This window comes from Variovorax sp. ZS18.2.2, assembly GCF_024701975.1.
Classification (GTDB): Bacteria; Pseudomonadota; Gammaproteobacteria; order Burkholderiales; family Burkholderiaceae_C; genus Variovorax.
Map to the genome: position 1 here is coordinate 1,494,480 of NZ_JANLNM010000001.1, position 14,365 is coordinate 1,508,844.

Genomic DNA, 14,365 nt, shown 5'->3' on the forward strand with positions numbered 1-14,365 from the left:
TAGGGTAGGGTACGGCCCCATGAAGGAAGTACCTGACACCGTGGTCTGCCCGGGTTGCGACGCGGTCTACGCCCGCACGCCCCTGCAGCCGCGCGACGTGGCCCGCTGCCCGCGCTGCGGCACCGAGCTCGACAGGCACCCCGGCTCGCAGCAGCAGCGCATCCTGCCGCTGACGGTGGCGAGCCTGATCATGTTCGCCATCGCCAACCTGTTTCCCATCGTCGAGATCGAGCTGCGCGGCCTGCGCAGCCAGACCACGCTGGCCGGGGCGGTGGTGGTGCTGGGGGGCGAGGGCATGTCGGTGGTGGCGCTGCTGGTGCTGGCCACGACCATCCTGTTTCCGCTGCTGCAGCTGTGCATCCTGGTCTACCTGCTGATTCCGCTGCGCCGCGAGCACCGGCCGCTGGGCTTTGCGATCCTGGTGCGCATGATGCAGTCGCTGCGCCCCTGGGGAATGATCGAGGTGTTCCTGCTCGGGGTGCTGGTGGCGATCGTCAAGCTCTCCAGCATGGCGACCGTGGTGCCGGGGCCGGCGCTCTGGGCCTTCATGGCGCTGACGGTCATGCTGACGGCGGTGCTGTCGTTCAACCCGGGCGCGTTCTGGGAGATGACTTTCCGCGCCGCCGGTGACGAAGAGAAGAAAGAGGCTTCCGCATGAAGCTCTTCCCCTTCCGCAGATCGCGCGAACCGGAGCCGGTGCATGAGGAGGCCGTGCACGATCACGACGCACCTGTCGCCACCGCCGCCTCGCTGGGCCTCATGGCCTGCCCGCACTGCGCGGCCGTGTGGCGCGGCGCGGAGGAGGGCGACGCCTGCGGCCGCTGCGGCACGCACCTGCACACGCGCAAACCCCAGAGCCTCACGCGCACCTGGGCCTTTTTGATCGCGGCCTGCATCATGTACATCCCGGCGAACCTGCTGCCGGTGATGATCACGCGCACGCTGTTCGGCGCGCAGTACGACACCATCCTGAGCGGGGTGATCTATTTCTGGGTGTCGGGTGCCTACGGGCTGGCGGCCATCGTCTTCATCGCGAGCTTCCTGGTGCCCCTCTTCAAGCTGGCGGTGCTTTTCTTGCTTGCGGTGATGGCCCAGCGTGCAAGCACCTGGCGGCAGCACGAGCGGGCCAAGCTCTATCACATCATCGAGATCATCGGCCGCTGGTCGATGCTCGATGTGTTCGTGGTGTCGCTCCTGACCGGGCTGGTGCAGATCCAGGGCTTCGCGGTCATCACCGCGGGCGTGGGCATCGCGGCCTTCGGCTCGGTGGTGGTGCTGACCATGCTGGCCTCGCTGAGCTTCGATCCGAAGCTCACCTGGGACAGCAAGGAAGCGCAGGCGGTGCAAGAGAGTTTCGAGAACAGGGAAGAACAAACAGCATGAGTGAAGAAGACCCGCAACCTCAGGACAGGCCGGCACCGTCCGCGCCCCCGTCCGCGCCCCCATTACCCAAACCCCAGGTCAAGCGCCGCCGCGAATGGCTGCCCTCGCTGATCTGGCTGATCCCCATCGTGGCCGCGCTGGTCGGCGTGACGCTGGTGGCGCGCATCCTGCTGGAGCGCGGCCCCGAGATCGTGCTCACCTTCAAGACCGCCGAAGGCCTGGAGGCCGGCAAGACCGCCGTCAAATACAAGGACGTGCAGATCGGCCTCGTGCAGAGCCTGCGCCTGGCGCGCGACCGCTCGCACGTGCGCGTGCTGGTGCAACTCAACAAGGATGCCGAGAGCTTCACCTCCGACGATTCGCGCTTCTGGGTCGTGCGGCCGCGCCTCGATACCTCGGGCATCTCGGGCCTGGGCACCTTGCTGTCGGGCGCCTACATCGGCGCCGATGCCGGCGTGTCGAAGGAAACCGCGGGCGAATTCAAGGGCCTGGAGGCGCCGCCCATCGTCACGCGCGACGACTCGGGCCAGCAGTTTTTGCTGCGCGCCACCGACATCGGCTCGCTCGACGTGGGCTCGCCCGTGTACTTCCGCCGCATCAAGGTCGGCCAGGTGGCCGCCTTCGAACTCGACGGCGACGGCCGCGGCGTCACGCTGCGCGTGTTCGTCAATGCGCCCTACGACAAGTTCGTGGGCGTCAACACCCGCTTCTGGCAGGCGAGCGGCATCGACGCGCAACTGAGCGCGAGCGGCTTCACGCTGCGCACCCAGTCGCTCGCGACCATCCTGCTCGGCGGCATCGCCTTCCAGGCGCCCGACGATGCAATGGGCCCGCTGGCCAAGGAGAACACCGCCTTCATGCTGGCGCAGGACGAGACCGCCGCGATGAAGGAGCCCGACGGGCCCTCGCAGACGCTCCTGATGTACTTCAACCAGTCGCTGCGCGGCCTCGTGCCCGGCGCGGCGGTCGATTTCCGCGGCGTGGTGATCGGCGAGGTCAAGTCGATCGGCGTGGAATTCGACCGTGCCGAGCGCGAGTTCCGCATGCCGGTGCTGGTGCAGATCTACCCCGACCGCCTGCGCCGCCGCGAGACCGGGCAGCCGCAGGGCACCGAGTCGCGCGCCACGCAGCAGGAGCGCCTGCGCTTCCTGGCCGAGAAGGGCCTGCGCGCCCAGCTGCGCAACGGCAACCTGCTGACCGGCTCGGTGTACGTGGCGCTCGACTTCTTCCCGAAGGCGCCGCCCGCCAAGATCGACCTGGCGAAGAACCCGATCGAGCTGCCCACGATCGCCAACAGCCTCGACGAGATCCAGTCGCAGGTGCAGGAAATCGCGAGCAAGCTCAACAAGGTGCCCTACGAGCAGATTGCGGCCGACCTGCGCACCACGCTGGCCACGCTCAACAAGACGCTCACCAGCGCCGAGCAGACCGTGACCCGCATCAACAACGACGTGACGCCCGAGCTGGCCGCGGCCATGAAGGACGTGCGCAAGACCGTGAACACGGCCGAGCGCACTTTGGCCGACGATTCGCCGCTGCAGCAGGACATGCGCCAGACGCTGCAGGAGCTGACCCGCGCCGCGGGCTCGGTGCGCGTGCTGACCGACTACCTGGAGCGCCATCCCGAGTCGCTGCTGCGCGGCAAACCGGACGACAAGAAATGATGAACAAGAACGCCGCATTCGGAAAACCCGCGCTGATCGTTGGCGCTGCCTTGATCGCGCTCGCCGGCTGCGCGAGCAAGCCCGACAACTACTACACGCTCGCCAGCCCGGTCGCCGCCGCCGATGCGGCGCCTTCGACATTGGGCAGCCCCGCGCCGCTCTACATCGAGCTCGCACCGGTGGCGGTGCCCGAGCGCTTCGCACGCCCGCAGATGGTGGTGCGCCAGCCGGGCGGCAGCGTGCAGGTCGAGGTGCTCGAGCAGCACCGCTGGGCCTCGTCGTTCGAAAGCGAGCTGCGCGATGCGCTGTCCAGCAACATCTCTGCGCGGCTCGGTGCGCTCGACGTGACCAAGGGTGGACGCCAGACCTCGCAGCCGGTCTGGCGCGTCGCGGTGCAGTTGCAGCAGTTCGATGCGGTGGATGGCGGGCGCGTCGATGCGGGCTTCAGCTGGACGCTGCGCCGCTCCGACGAAGCGCGCACGGTGGTGTGCCAGTTGAATGTCGGCGAAGCGGTCGGAGGCGGGATGGACGCGGTGGCGCAGGGCGCGCAACGCGTGACGGCCGCGGCCGCTGCAGCGATGGCGCGCAGCGTGAGCGCGGCGCGTGCGAACCCGTCCTCCACGGCATGCGCGCTCTGATCTTTTCTCTTTCTCCCTCCCCCGCTGGGGGAGGGCAGGGGTGGGGGCACGGCGGCGCTCGTGCAAGCAGGGCGTCCAGTTGGAAGATGCCCCCATCCCAACCTTCCCCCAGCGGGGGAAGGAGCAAGACCGGAATCCGATAGCTCGGAGATCCCATGGCACAGATCGGCAAGGCGCCCTGCGACGACACGCTGATCCTGCATGGCGCTGGGGCGGTGGAGAACGCCTGCCCCGAGCCCTCGAAACCCTGGGTGCTCGCCGCGGCCATCGTCGGCTCCAGCATGGCCTTCATCGACGGCACGGTGGTCAACGTCGCGCTGCCGGCCATCCAGGCCGACCTGCACGCCACGGCCTTCCAGGCGCAGTGGGTGGTCGAGTCCTACGCCTTGCTGCTGGCGGCGCTGCTGCTGGTGGGCGGCGCGCTCGGCGACCACTATGGCCGGCGCCGCATCTTCGCCATCGGCGTGGGCATCTTCGCGCTCTCCTCGGTGGCCTGCGGGCTCGCCGCCAACGTGCACCAACTCATCGCCGCGCGCGCCGTGCAGGGCATCGGCGGGGCGCTGCTGGTGCCCGGCAGCCTGGCGCTGATCAGCGCGGCGTTTCCTGCCAAAGAGCGGGGCAAGGCCATCGGCACCTGGTCGGGTTTCAGCGGCATCACGGCCGCCGTGGGGCCGGTGCTGGGCGGCTTCCTGGTCGATCACGTCTCCTGGACCTGGGCCTTCTACATCAACGTGCCGATGGCGCTGCTGGTGCTGTGGATCACCTGGCGCCACGTGCCCGAGAGCCACGGTGCATCGGCCGGCGGCGGGCTCGATGTCTGGGGCGCGCTGCTCGCCACCGCCGGGCTCGGCGGCGTGGTCTATGCCTTCATCGAGGCGCCCACGCAGGGCTGGAATTCGCCGTATGTGCTCGCGGCACTGGGCATCGGCATCGTGGGGAGCGCGGGCTTCATCGCGGTGGAGCGCAAGGCGCGCACGCCGATGCTGCCGCTGGGCCTGCTGCGCATCGGCAACTTCAGCGGCGCGAACCTGCTGACCCTGCTGCTCTACGCGGCACTGGGCGGCGGGCTGTATTTCTTCCCGCTCAACATGATCCAGGTGCAGGGCTACTCGGCCACCGCGGCGGGTGCGGCGCTGCTGCCGTTCATCTTCATCATGTTCGCGCTCTCGGGCTGGGCCGGGCAACTGGTCGATCGCTTCGGGCCGCGCCTGCCGCTGGTCATCGGGCCGGCCATCGCGGCGGTGGGCTTCGTGCTGTTCGCGGTGCCGGGCGTTGGTGCGAGCTACTGGACCGGCTTTCTGCCCGCGGTCGTGGTGCTGGGCTTTGGCATGACGGTGACGGTCGCGCCGCTCACCACCACCGTCATGAACGCGGTCGGCCCCGATCTCGCGGGCGTGGCTTCGGGCGTCAACAACGCGGTGTCGCGCGCGGCGGCGGTGCTGGCGATCGCCGTGTTCGGCGCGGTCATGGCCTGGGCCTTCGATGCCGCGCTGGCCGATGGCTTGCGCGAGATGGGCGCATCAGCCGAGGTGTCGAAATTTCTCGAAGGCGAGCGCAGCAAGCTGGCCGGCGCGGTGATGCCGCCGGGCGTGGATGCGGCCACCGCGGCGTCGGTGAAGCGCGCCGTGGCCGAATCGTTCGTGGCGGGTTTCCGCTGGGTGATGCTGCTGAGCGCTGGGCTGGCCGTACTGAGTGCATTGAGCGCCTGGCTGATGATCGGAGGAGGACCCGCCGCGCAGCCGGCCGCTGAAAAACAATAGGGAGTGCGACCGTGGAAGAAGAAAAACACTTCGACGTGCTGATCGTCGGCGCCGGCCTCTCGGGCATCGGCGCTGCCTGGCACCTGCAGGCCAACTGCCCGGGCCGCAGCTACGCGATCCTCGAAGGGCGCGAGCGCAGCGGCGGCACCTGGGACCTGTTCCGCTACCCGGGCATCCGCTCCGATTCCGACATGTACACGCTCGGCTATGCGTTCCGCCCGTGGACGCAGGCCAAGGCGATTGCCGATGGTCCATCGATCCTGAACTACGTGCGCGAGACGGCGAGCGACCACGGCATCGACCGCAAGATCCGCTTCAACCATCGCGTGGTGCGCGCCGCGTGGTCGACGCCCGAAGCCCGCTGGACCGTGGACGTGGAGCGCGGACCCGAGCGCGAGGCCGTGCGGTTCAGCTGCAACTTCCTCTTCATGTGCAGCGGTTACTACAACTACGCCGCCGGCTACACGCCCGAGTCCGCGGGCACAGGGGATTTCAAGGGCCGCATCGTCCACCCGCAGCACTGGCCCGAAGACCTGGACTACACGGGCCAGCGCGTGATCGTGATCGGCAGCGGCGCCACCGCGATGACGCTGGTGCCCGAGATGGCGAAGACCGCCGCGCACGTCACGCTGCTGCAGCGCTCGCCCACCTACGTGGTCGCACGGCCGGCCGAAGACCGCCTCGCCAACCGGCTGCGGCGCCATCTACCCGCCACCTGGGCCTACGGCCTCACGCGCTGGAAGAACGTGACGCTCGGCATGCTGTTCTTCCGCCTCTCGCGGCGCAAGCCCGAGCGCGCGAAGCGGATGATCCTGGGCGGTGTGCGGCAGGCCCTGGGCCCGGACTACGACATCGCCACGCACTTCACGCCGCGCTACAACCCGTGGGACCAGCGCCTGTGCCTCGTGCCCGACGGTGACCTGTTCGCCGCGCTCAACGCGGGGCGCGCCTCGATGGTCACGGACCACATCGACACCTTCACGCCGGGCGGCATCCGCCTGAAGTCGGGCGCGGAGCTGGATGCCGACCTCATCGTGACCGCCACCGGCCTCGACCTGCAGGTGCTCGGCGGCGTCGAACTCGACGTCGACGGCCGGCGCGTGGACCCCGCCGCAACCTTCAACTACAAGGGAATGATGTACAGCGACGTGCCCAACCTGGCCTCGTCGTTCGGCTACACGAATGCCTCGTGGACGCTCAAGTGCGACCTGACCTGCGCGTACGTCTGCCGCGTGCTGAACCACATGCAAAAGCACGGCTGGCGCCAATGCACCCCGCGCAACACCGACCCGCACCTGGCCGCGGAACCCTGGATCGATTTCTCGTCGGGGTACGTGCAGCGCGCGGCCGGCAAGTTTCCGAAGCAGGGTGCGCGGGCACCGTGGCGGCTGTACCAGAACTACGCGCGGGACCTCGTCATGCTGCGCTTCGGCGCGGTGGACGATGGGGTGATGGAGTTTTCGAATCCGGCAACCAGGGGGTAAATCCATGACAACAAGAGCTTCTCTGTCTTCTGGCAATCGTCTCGCCATGCTCGTGTGCGGCCTGGGACTCGTGGTCGTCAGTGGCTGCAAACAAGACGAACAAATCAGCAGCGCGAAGGCCGATTGCCCGCCATCCGCCGCATCACTGGTTCCCAAGGGCGGATGGGCGTCGGCGCCGCCGCAGACCGAGGACCACGGTTTCCTCTGGCGCATCGAAAAGGACGACCAGACCTCGTGGCTCTACGGCACCGCGCACATCGCCAGGCCCGAGTGGATGCGTCCGGGCCCCAAGGTGCGAGAGGCATTGCAGCAAAGCGATGTGATTGCACTCGAGATCAACATGGAGACCGACCCGTCCGCGCAGAAGGCCCTGGCCGGCTACTCGACCAACAAGGCGGGCGCAGACCTGTTCAGCAAGGCGCAGCGCGAACGGCTTGCTCGCCTGGTCGCGACATCGTGCCTTCCCGCGGGCATCAAGGCCCAGACGGATCAGATGAGTTTGTTCCGTCAGATGTTGTTGTTGGGCCTTGTGCAGAGGCAGGCCGACGGGCTGTATCTGGAGTTCGGCGTGGACGGGTATCTCGCCGGCCATGCGCGCCAAACCGGGATGCCGCTGGTCGGCCTTGAAGCTGCCGCCGATCAACTGAATGCAATGGGCAGCGACCGCAGCAAGACGCTGGCCGAAAGAATCGACGAGATGCTGGGCAAGATCGAGGCGGACAAAGGGCGCACGCTGGTGGTGACTACGACGACCGCCTGGGCCCGCGGCGACCTGGACAAACTGGAGCACTACGCCGATTGGTGCGATTGCCTGAATACCCCCGAAGACCGGTCCAGGTACGAGCGCATGACCGCGGGCCGAAACGCGGGAATGGCCAGGAACATCGAGCGCCTTCACGCCGAAGGCAAACGCGTCTTTGCTGCCGTGGGTGCCATGCACATGGTCGGAAGCAAGGGCCTGCCCGCATTGCTCGCCGAGCGCGGCTTCCAGGTCACCAGGATTCCTTTTGCCGAGCACCCGTGAGGCCTCGCCGTGCAGGCACACGCAACCCAAGCACGCGTCGATGACAAGATGACGTATAGCCCGGCTCTATACGACACCGAAGATTTTTGAATTGGATCGATGGCAGGCGCCAGTGATTTACTCCGCCCGGAGTTGCAGGAGCCACGCGAAGGACGCGGGGCAACACGGGATTCATCCAACGATCACGCGATGAGGAGACATCACATGAAGCCATCCATCCGCGCCGGCCTGGCGTGCCTGTTCACAGCGCTCGCCGGCCATGCCGCCGCAGCATCGCTCGACGCGTTCACGCTCTCGCCGAACGCCGCGATCTCGGGCTACAACGTCGAGAACCTGACGCAGTCCACGCCCGAGATGTGCGCGACGGCCTGCCTGTCCGCACCGCGCGCCACCTGGTGCGTTTCGTTCGACTTCCACAAAGCCAACCAGAGCTGCGACCTGAGCGACAAGCAGGCCGGCGACGTGGGCGGACTGAAGACCGATTACCCCGGCAATCCCTACGACCACTACAGCCTCAAGCCCGATCCGCTGAAGGCGTTCACACGCACGCCCGATGCGGCGATCAGCGGCCACAACACCGAGACCCTGCAGGCCGTGACGCCCGCGGACTGCGCCGCCGCCTGCACCGACGCGAGCCGCGCCGCATGGTGCAAGTCCTTCGACTATCACAAGACCCCGCAGCGCTGCGACCTGAGCGACAAGCGCGCCAGCGACGTCGGCGGCCTGAAGACCGACTACCCCGGCAACCCCTACGACCACTACGCGCTGATCGCGGGTGAGGGCGTTCCCAACCCGGTGCCGGGCAACAAGCACGTGCTGCTGATCGGCATCGACGGCCTGCGCGGCGACGCGATCCAGTGCCAGGGCTGCGTGCAGACGCCCGCGATGTCGGCGCTGATCGCGGGCGGCGCCTTCCACAGCAACGTGTTGGCGGGCGGCACCAAGCAGGCGACCGTGAGCGGGCCGGGCTGGTCGTCGGTGTTCACCGGCTTCTGGGCCGACAAGCACGGCGTGACGTCGAACGACACCGGGCTGGTGATGAAGAAGACGCACGTGTTCGACCTCATCAAGCAGGCCTGGCCCACGGCGACGACGGCGGTGGTGGGCGACTGGTTCAACATCACTCACAACCTGCGCCCCGCGAAGGCCGACTTCGTCGTTGCCAACGCGGCCAAGAATTCGCAGCAGGCGACCGACGCGGTCAAGGGCTGGCTGAGTTGGAAGAACCCGCCGACGGCCATCTTCTATTACCTGCACAACGTCGACATCCACGCGCCGAGCTACGACCCGCTGAACGCCAACTACCAGAGCAAGATCGCCGGCGAAGACCAGCAGATCGCGCAAGTGCTCGCGGCACTGACCGCCCGGCCGAACTACGCGAACGAAGAGTGGCTGATCGTCGTGACCTCCGACCACGGTGGCATCGGCAGCGGCCATGGCGGGCAGACCGCGGCGGAGCGCGACACGTTGCTCATCCTGAACAACAACTACGCGAACCCGCTGAAGACCAGCTATTGCCAGGGCAACCTGAGCGCGACCGCGATGCTGCAGGTGGATGGCACGACGCCGCACATCCTGGACTTCATGGGCCTGCCCAATGCCACTGAAGGGCACAAGCATTCGAGCTGCGGGCAGTGATCAGAGCACCGATTGATCGCCCGATAGCCCCCAACAGGCCTCAGGAGGCAGGCCACTCCAACAGAAGCGAGTCGAGCTCGGACCACAGCGGATCGCATTGCCCCTTGCGAAACGCAGCAGCCCTGAACGTCGGGTGCTCGCCTCTGTAGGTGTCCCAAAGCTGCCGATGCCCGTCGGCCACGCAAGCCCGCACATTGGCCAGCCGGTCCGCCGCCTTGACCACGAGCGCGAGTTCTTCATCGCCCGTCACCTGCGCCATCGCCGCATAGGTCTTGGCCTTGCGCTCCTTGCGGTTGGCGCCGGGCGCATCGGTCAGTAGCGACACGCACCGGGCCACCAGATCGCCGAAGCGCGTCTGCACGTCCGACACCGTGGCGTCGGTGTCCTCCACCACGTCATGCAGATAGCCGACGACCTGCGCCGTCTCTCCGTAGGGCTGGAGGAGGGCGACCACTGCGTCCAGGTGGTGAACGTAGGGATGCGGGCCGTATCTCTGGTCGCCATGCATGGCGATGGCGTAGTTGCGCGCGGCTTCGGGTGTCGATGAGGTCATATGGGCATCCGTGCGTTGGTTTTTCCATTCTGCCTTTGGGGCCCGCGGCTTTACCTCGTTTACGAAGGAAAACACCTATCGGAACCGCATTGCCGCCATTCTTGTGTATCGATACAGTAAATCGTTCCACCAAGAAGCCAAACCGAGCAACCGAATGGGCATTCGACCCACAGGAGACAACACCATGACCTCGATTTCACGCCGCCAGTTCGTCCAGTCTTCCTCGGCGCTGTCGCTCGCGATGGCGACCGCGGGCCTTCCGCAAAGCGCCTTCGCACAGGGCAAGACCGTGGTGCTGCGCCTGTCGTCGTCCCACGTGGCCGACCTCAATTCGTCGCACTTCGCGTGGTCGCAGCTGATGCAGGCCAACCTGAAGAAAGCGTTGGGCGAACAGATCCGCATCGACTACTTTCCCAACAACCAGCTCGGCAAGGAAAGCGACGTGGTGCAGCAGGTGAAGGTCGGCTCCATCGACATGATGCTCACCGGCTCCTCGATCTGGGCCACGGTGACGCCGCAGCTGGGCATGCTCGACCTGGGCTACGTGTTCGACAGCTACGAGCACGCGGCCCGCGCACTCGACAGCGGCGTGGGTGCCAAGCTCAACGACATGCTCGTGAAGAGCACCGGCTGCCAGGTCATCACCTGGGGCGCGCACTACGGCGCGCGCAACGTGTACACCAAGCAACCGGTGAAGTCGCTCGCCGACGTGAAGAACGTCAAGCTGCGCGTGCTGCCCACGCCGGCCTTCATCGAGACCTTCAAGATCATGGGTGCCATCCCCACGCCCATCTCCTTCGGCGAGCTCTACATGGCGGCGCAGACCGGCGTGGTCGACGGCTTCGAGCACGACGCGGCCACGGTGCTCGCGAGCAAGCTCAACGAGGTGGTCAAGTACTGCTGGATGACCGAGCACCTGTTCAGCCCGATGGTGTGCGTGGCCGGCAAGCGCGCAATGGACAAGATCCCCGCCACGCTGCGCCCCGCGTTCCTGAAGGCCGCCGCCGATTCGACGCTGCAGCAGCGCGAGATCGGTACGCAGAAGGGCCTGCAGGCCATCGAGGAGCTGAAGAAGCTGGGCATCGTGTTCACGCCGATGGCGAAGAACGAGCGCGATTTCGTGCGCAAGGAGATGGAAACGCGCCTCTGGTCCGGCTTCGCCAAGCAGTACCCCGAGACCGGGCCGCTGTTCGCCGCCATCACCGCCGCGCGCGCCTGAGCGGCCATGTCGAGCATTCCGATCTCACCGGGGGCTTTGCCGATGCAGCCGCTGTCACTGGAACCCGCACTGGGCTTCGACGTCACCCACGCCTCCGGCCGCTGGCTCGCCTGGCTGATGCGCATGACCGAGTACGTGGCCGGCGTGGTGCTGGCCGTCGACGTGATCGTGGTCTTCATCTCGGTGGTGTTCCGCTATTTCCTGCACGACCCGTTCGACTGGGCGGAGGAGGTGGCGCGGGCGCTCATGATCATCCAGGTGTTCTTCGGCGCGGCCACCGTGCTCGCGCGCAGCCAGCACGTGGGCGTGGACCTGTTCCGCGGCTTGCTGCCGGCGCGCTGGCAGCCTGCGCTGATCCAGTTCGGGAGCTGGATCATCGTCGGCGTGTCGGCGAGCCTTTTTGCCTCGTCGTGCGAGCTGCTGCTCGATTCGTACAACATGACGACGCCGATCGGCCTGCCGCAGTGGATCTACGTGTACCCGGTGACCATCGGCAGCCTGTTCATGACGCTGTTCGGGCTGGCCAATGCCATCAACGGACCATCGCGCATGGTGTGGTCGACGCTGGGCGTGGGCATCGCGCTGACGGCGGCGGTCGTCGCATGGAACACCTTGATGCCCAACCACGCGATCCCGCCGTGGGCGCTGCTCACCGCGGGCTTTCTCGGCGGCATGGCGCTGGGCATGCCGATCGCCTTCGTGCTGGCGCTCTCGTCGCTGGTGTTCTTCATGGCCGACCCGTCGCTGCCGATGCTTGTGTACTCGCAGCAGGTGATGGCGGGCACCGACCACTACGTGCTGCTGGCGATTCCGTTCTTCGTGCTGGCCGGGTTGCTGATGGAGGCCAACGGCATGTCGTCGCGGCTCATCGAGTTGCTGCTGCGCATGTTCGGTCGGCTGCGCGGCGGGCTCGGGCTCATCACCATCACGGCGACGGCGTTCTTCTCGGGTGTCTCGGGCTCCAAGCTGGCGGACATCGCGGCGGTGGGCGGCATCATCATGCCGGCCGTGCGCAAGACGAAGCAGGACCCGAACGAGACGGCGGGCCTGCTGGCCTGCACCGCGGTGATGGCCGAGACGATTCCGCCCTGCATCAACATGATCATCATGGGCTTCGTGGCGAACATCTCGATTGCCGGGCTCTTCATGGCGGGGCTGGTGCCCGCGGTGGTGCTCGCGCTGTCGCTCGCCGCGGTCACGATCTACGTGGGCACCAAGATCAACCCCGACGAAGCCTTCGACGTGCGCACGCCGACGTTCCGGCTGCTGGGCGGCGCCTTCGTGGCGCTCCTGATGGTGGCGATGATCGGCAAGGGCGTGACCTCGGGCATCGCGACATCGACCGAGGTGTCGTCGTTCGCGGTGATCTACGCGCTGGTGGTGGGATGGCTCGCCTTCAGGGAGCTCACGGTGAAGTCGGTGGCGCGCCTCTTCGTGCGCTCGGCGTCGATGGCCGGGGGCATTCTCTTCATCGTGGCGGCGGCGTCGAGCCTGTCGTTCGCGCTCACGATCCAGCAGATTCCGCAGTACCTGTCGGAGTTCATGATCGGCTTTGCACATTCGTACGGCAGCACGATGTTCGTGATGCTGTCGGTGCTGATCATGATCGTGTTCGGCGCCATCCTGGAAGGCGCGCCGGCGCTCATCATCTTCGGGCCGCTGCTGACGCCCATCGCGTCGCAGCTGGGCGTGAATCCGCTGCACTTCGGCACGGTGATGGTCATTGCGATGGGCTTCGGCCTGTTCGCGCCGCCCGTGGGCCTGGGCCTTTTCGCCACCTGCGCGATCACCGGCACCCAGGTGAAAGATGTGGCGCGCCCGATGATGAAATACCTGGCCGTGTTGTTCGTTACCCTCGTGGTCCTGGTGCTCGTGCCGGCGTTCTCCACGTGGCTGCCGACGCGAATGGGCTTGTGACGACGATGAAGACAGGAAGGATTCCGTGAGCAGAATCACCGATGTGGCCCACCGGGCCGGCGTGTCGACCAGCACCGTGTCGAACGTGCTGAACGGACGCAGCGACCGCATGGCCGCCGAGACGCTGGCCCGCGTGGAGGCCGCGATCCGCGATCTCAAATACCGGCCCAACACCTCGGCGCGGCAGCTCAAGACAGGGCACACGCCCTTGCTGGGCCTCCTGGTGCCGTCGATGGCGAACCCGATGTACGGCTTCATCGCACGCGAGGTCGAGACGCTGGCGCAGGAGCGCTACGGCTTTCGCATCATGATCGGCAACACGTACCGCGATGCCGAGAAGGAACAGCACTTCTTCGAGGACCTGATGGCGCACGGCGTGCGCGGCGTGATCATCATCTCGTCGCTGGTCGACGAGCAGCACGTGGAGGCCGCGGCCGAGCGCGGGTTGGTGGTGGTGAGCTACGACCGCCGTGCCACGCCGGGCATGCCGTCGGTCATCGACCATGTGACGGTCGACAGCTTCGAGTCGTCGCGCATCGCCACCGCGCACCTCATCGAGCAGGGGCACCGGCGCCTGGCCTTCGTCACGCCCTCGGGCCGCACGATGAGCCGGAACGAGAAGATCAACGGCTTTCTTGCCGCCGCGAAAAGCGCCGGCCTCGAAGGCAGCGCGCAGGTCGTCGAGGGCCTGCCGGTCGACGAGTACGGCGATTCGATGATGAGCGAGCTGGGCCGCATGCAGGCGAGCCTGCTCGCGAAATCGCCGGATCACCCCACGGGCGTGATCGGCGTGAACGACCTGCTGGCCTTCGGCCTCATGGCGGGGTTTCGCGATGCCGGGCTCTCGGTGCCACAGGACGTGTCGGTCATCGGCATCGACAACGTGTTTCTCTCCACGCTCATGTACCCCGCGATGACCTCGGTGCGCGTGCCGGTGCCCGAGATGGCGCAGGTGATGGTCGAGCGGGTGATGAGCCGGCTGGCCGATGCGTCGCTGCCCACGCAGGAGTTCGTCTTTGCGCCCACGCTGGTGGCGCGCGATTCGGTGGCGCCGCCGCGCGCCTAGTTTTCTTTCCGGAATTTCT

Annotated in this window: 12 protein-coding genes; 11 read left to right on the forward strand and 1 reads right to left on the reverse strand. The window is 67.0% G+C overall.

Going from position 1 to position 14,365, the window contains the following annotated elements:
* The first annotated feature begins 19 nt into the window (after positions 1 to 19).
* The 8 genes from NU688_RS07045 (at position 20) to NU688_RS07080 (ending at position 9,591) form a co-directional block, all read left to right on the forward strand.
* Complete coding sequence (locus NU688_RS07045) at positions 20 to 658, forward strand: paraquat-inducible protein A (RefSeq protein ID WP_257859816.1); 639 nt, start codon at positions 20 to 22, stop codon at positions 656 to 658.
* Positions 655 to 1,383: a paraquat-inducible protein A gene (locus NU688_RS07050; protein ID WP_257859817.1), complete on the forward strand. Its 729-nt coding sequence runs from the start codon at positions 655 to 657 to the stop codon at positions 1,381 to 1,383. The genes NU688_RS07045 and NU688_RS07050 overlap by 4 nt, the downstream gene beginning before the upstream one ends.
* On the forward strand, positions 1,380 to 3,047 hold the full coding sequence (locus tag NU688_RS07055) for an intermembrane transport protein PqiB (RefSeq protein ID WP_257859818.1): 1,668 nt from the start codon (positions 1,380 to 1,382) through the stop codon (positions 3,045 to 3,047). Before NU688_RS07050 ends, NU688_RS07055 begins: the two co-directional genes overlap by 4 nt.
* Positions 3,044 to 3,685 carry a membrane integrity-associated transporter subunit PqiC gene (locus NU688_RS07060; protein ID WP_257859819.1) on the forward strand — a complete coding sequence of 214 codons (642 nt, stop codon included), beginning with the start codon at positions 3,044 to 3,046 and terminating at the stop codon, positions 3,683 to 3,685. Before NU688_RS07055 ends, NU688_RS07060 begins: the two co-directional genes overlap by 4 nt.
* Positions 3,686 to 3,840: 155 nt before the next feature.
* Positions 3,841 to 5,445, forward strand: a complete 1,605-nt coding sequence (locus tag NU688_RS07065; RefSeq protein ID WP_257859820.1) for an MFS transporter — start codon at positions 3,841 to 3,843, stop codon at positions 5,443 to 5,445.
* 11 nt (positions 5,446 to 5,456) lie between these two features.
* Entirely contained in the window at positions 5,457 to 6,929 is a 1,473-nt protein-coding gene (locus NU688_RS07070) for an NAD(P)/FAD-dependent oxidoreductase (protein ID WP_257859821.1), read from the forward strand.
* A gap of 46 nt (positions 6,930 to 6,975) precedes the next feature.
* Entirely contained in the window at positions 6,976 to 7,953 is a 978-nt protein-coding gene (locus NU688_RS07075) for a TraB/GumN family protein (RefSeq protein ID WP_257859822.1), read from the forward strand.
* A gap of 204 nt (positions 7,954 to 8,157) precedes the next feature.
* Positions 8,158 to 9,591, forward strand: coding sequence for a PAN domain-containing protein (locus tag NU688_RS07080; RefSeq protein ID WP_257859823.1), 1,434 nt, complete (start codon positions 8,158 to 8,160; stop codon positions 9,589 to 9,591).
* Positions 9,592 to 9,631: 40 nt separating this feature from the next.
* On the opposite strand, the gene NU688_RS07085 is transcribed toward NU688_RS07080, so the two are convergent.
* Complete coding sequence (locus NU688_RS07085) at positions 9,632 to 10,144, reverse strand: HD domain-containing protein (RefSeq protein WP_257859824.1); 513 nt, start codon at positions 10,142 to 10,144, stop codon at positions 9,632 to 9,634.
* A gap of 184 nt (positions 10,145 to 10,328) precedes the next feature.
* On the opposite strand from NU688_RS07085, the gene NU688_RS07090 reads away from it, so the two are divergent.
* Genes NU688_RS07090 through NU688_RS07100 form a run of 3 tightly spaced genes read left to right on the forward strand, consistent with a single transcriptional unit; the run spans position 10,329 to position 14,346 of the window.
* Entirely contained in the window at positions 10,329 to 11,363 is a 1,035-nt protein-coding gene (locus tag NU688_RS07090; RefSeq protein WP_257859825.1) for a TRAP transporter substrate-binding protein, read from the forward strand.
* Positions 11,364 to 11,405: 42 nt separating this feature from the next.
* The gene (locus NU688_RS07095; protein WP_374684635.1) at positions 11,406 to 13,280 is read left to right on the forward strand and encodes a TRAP transporter large permease subunit; all 1,875 of its coding nucleotides are present in this window, start codon (positions 11,406 to 11,408) and stop codon (positions 13,278 to 13,280) included.
* A gap of 25 nt (positions 13,281 to 13,305) precedes the next feature.
* Entirely contained in the window at positions 13,306 to 14,346 is a 1,041-nt protein-coding gene (locus NU688_RS07100; protein ID WP_257859826.1) for a LacI family DNA-binding transcriptional regulator, read from the forward strand.
* The last annotated feature ends 19 nt before the right edge of the window (positions 14,347 to 14,365 follow it).

Coding starts and splice junctions, on each gene's coding strand:
- NU688_RS07045 (WP_257859816.1), top strand. CDS start 20: ATGAAGGAAGTACCTGACACCGTGGTCTGCCCGGGTTGCGACGCGGTC.
- NU688_RS07050 (WP_257859817.1), top strand. CDS start 655: ATGAAGCTCTTCCCCTTCCGCAGATCGCGCGAACCGGAGCCGGTGCAT.
- NU688_RS07055 (WP_257859818.1), top strand. CDS start 1,380: ATGAGTGAAGAAGACCCGCAACCTCAGGACAGGCCGGCACCGTCCGCG.
- NU688_RS07060 (WP_257859819.1), top strand. CDS start 3,044: ATGATGAACAAGAACGCCGCATTCGGAAAACCCGCGCTGATCGTTGGC.
- NU688_RS07065 (WP_257859820.1), top strand. CDS start 3,841: ATGGCACAGATCGGCAAGGCGCCCTGCGACGACACGCTGATCCTGCAT.
- NU688_RS07075 (WP_257859822.1), top strand. CDS start 6,976: ATGCTCGTGTGCGGCCTGGGACTCGTGGTCGTCAGTGGCTGCAAACAA.
- NU688_RS07080 (WP_257859823.1), top strand. CDS start 8,158: ATGAAGCCATCCATCCGCGCCGGCCTGGCGTGCCTGTTCACAGCGCTC.
- NU688_RS07085 (WP_257859824.1), bottom strand. CDS start 10,144: ATGACCTCATCGACACCCGAAGCCGCGCGCAACTACGCCATCGCCATG.
- NU688_RS07090 (WP_257859825.1), top strand. CDS start 10,329: ATGACCTCGATTTCACGCCGCCAGTTCGTCCAGTCTTCCTCGGCGCTG.
- NU688_RS07095 (WP_374684635.1), top strand. CDS start 11,406: ATGCAGCCGCTGTCACTGGAACCCGCACTGGGCTTCGACGTCACCCAC.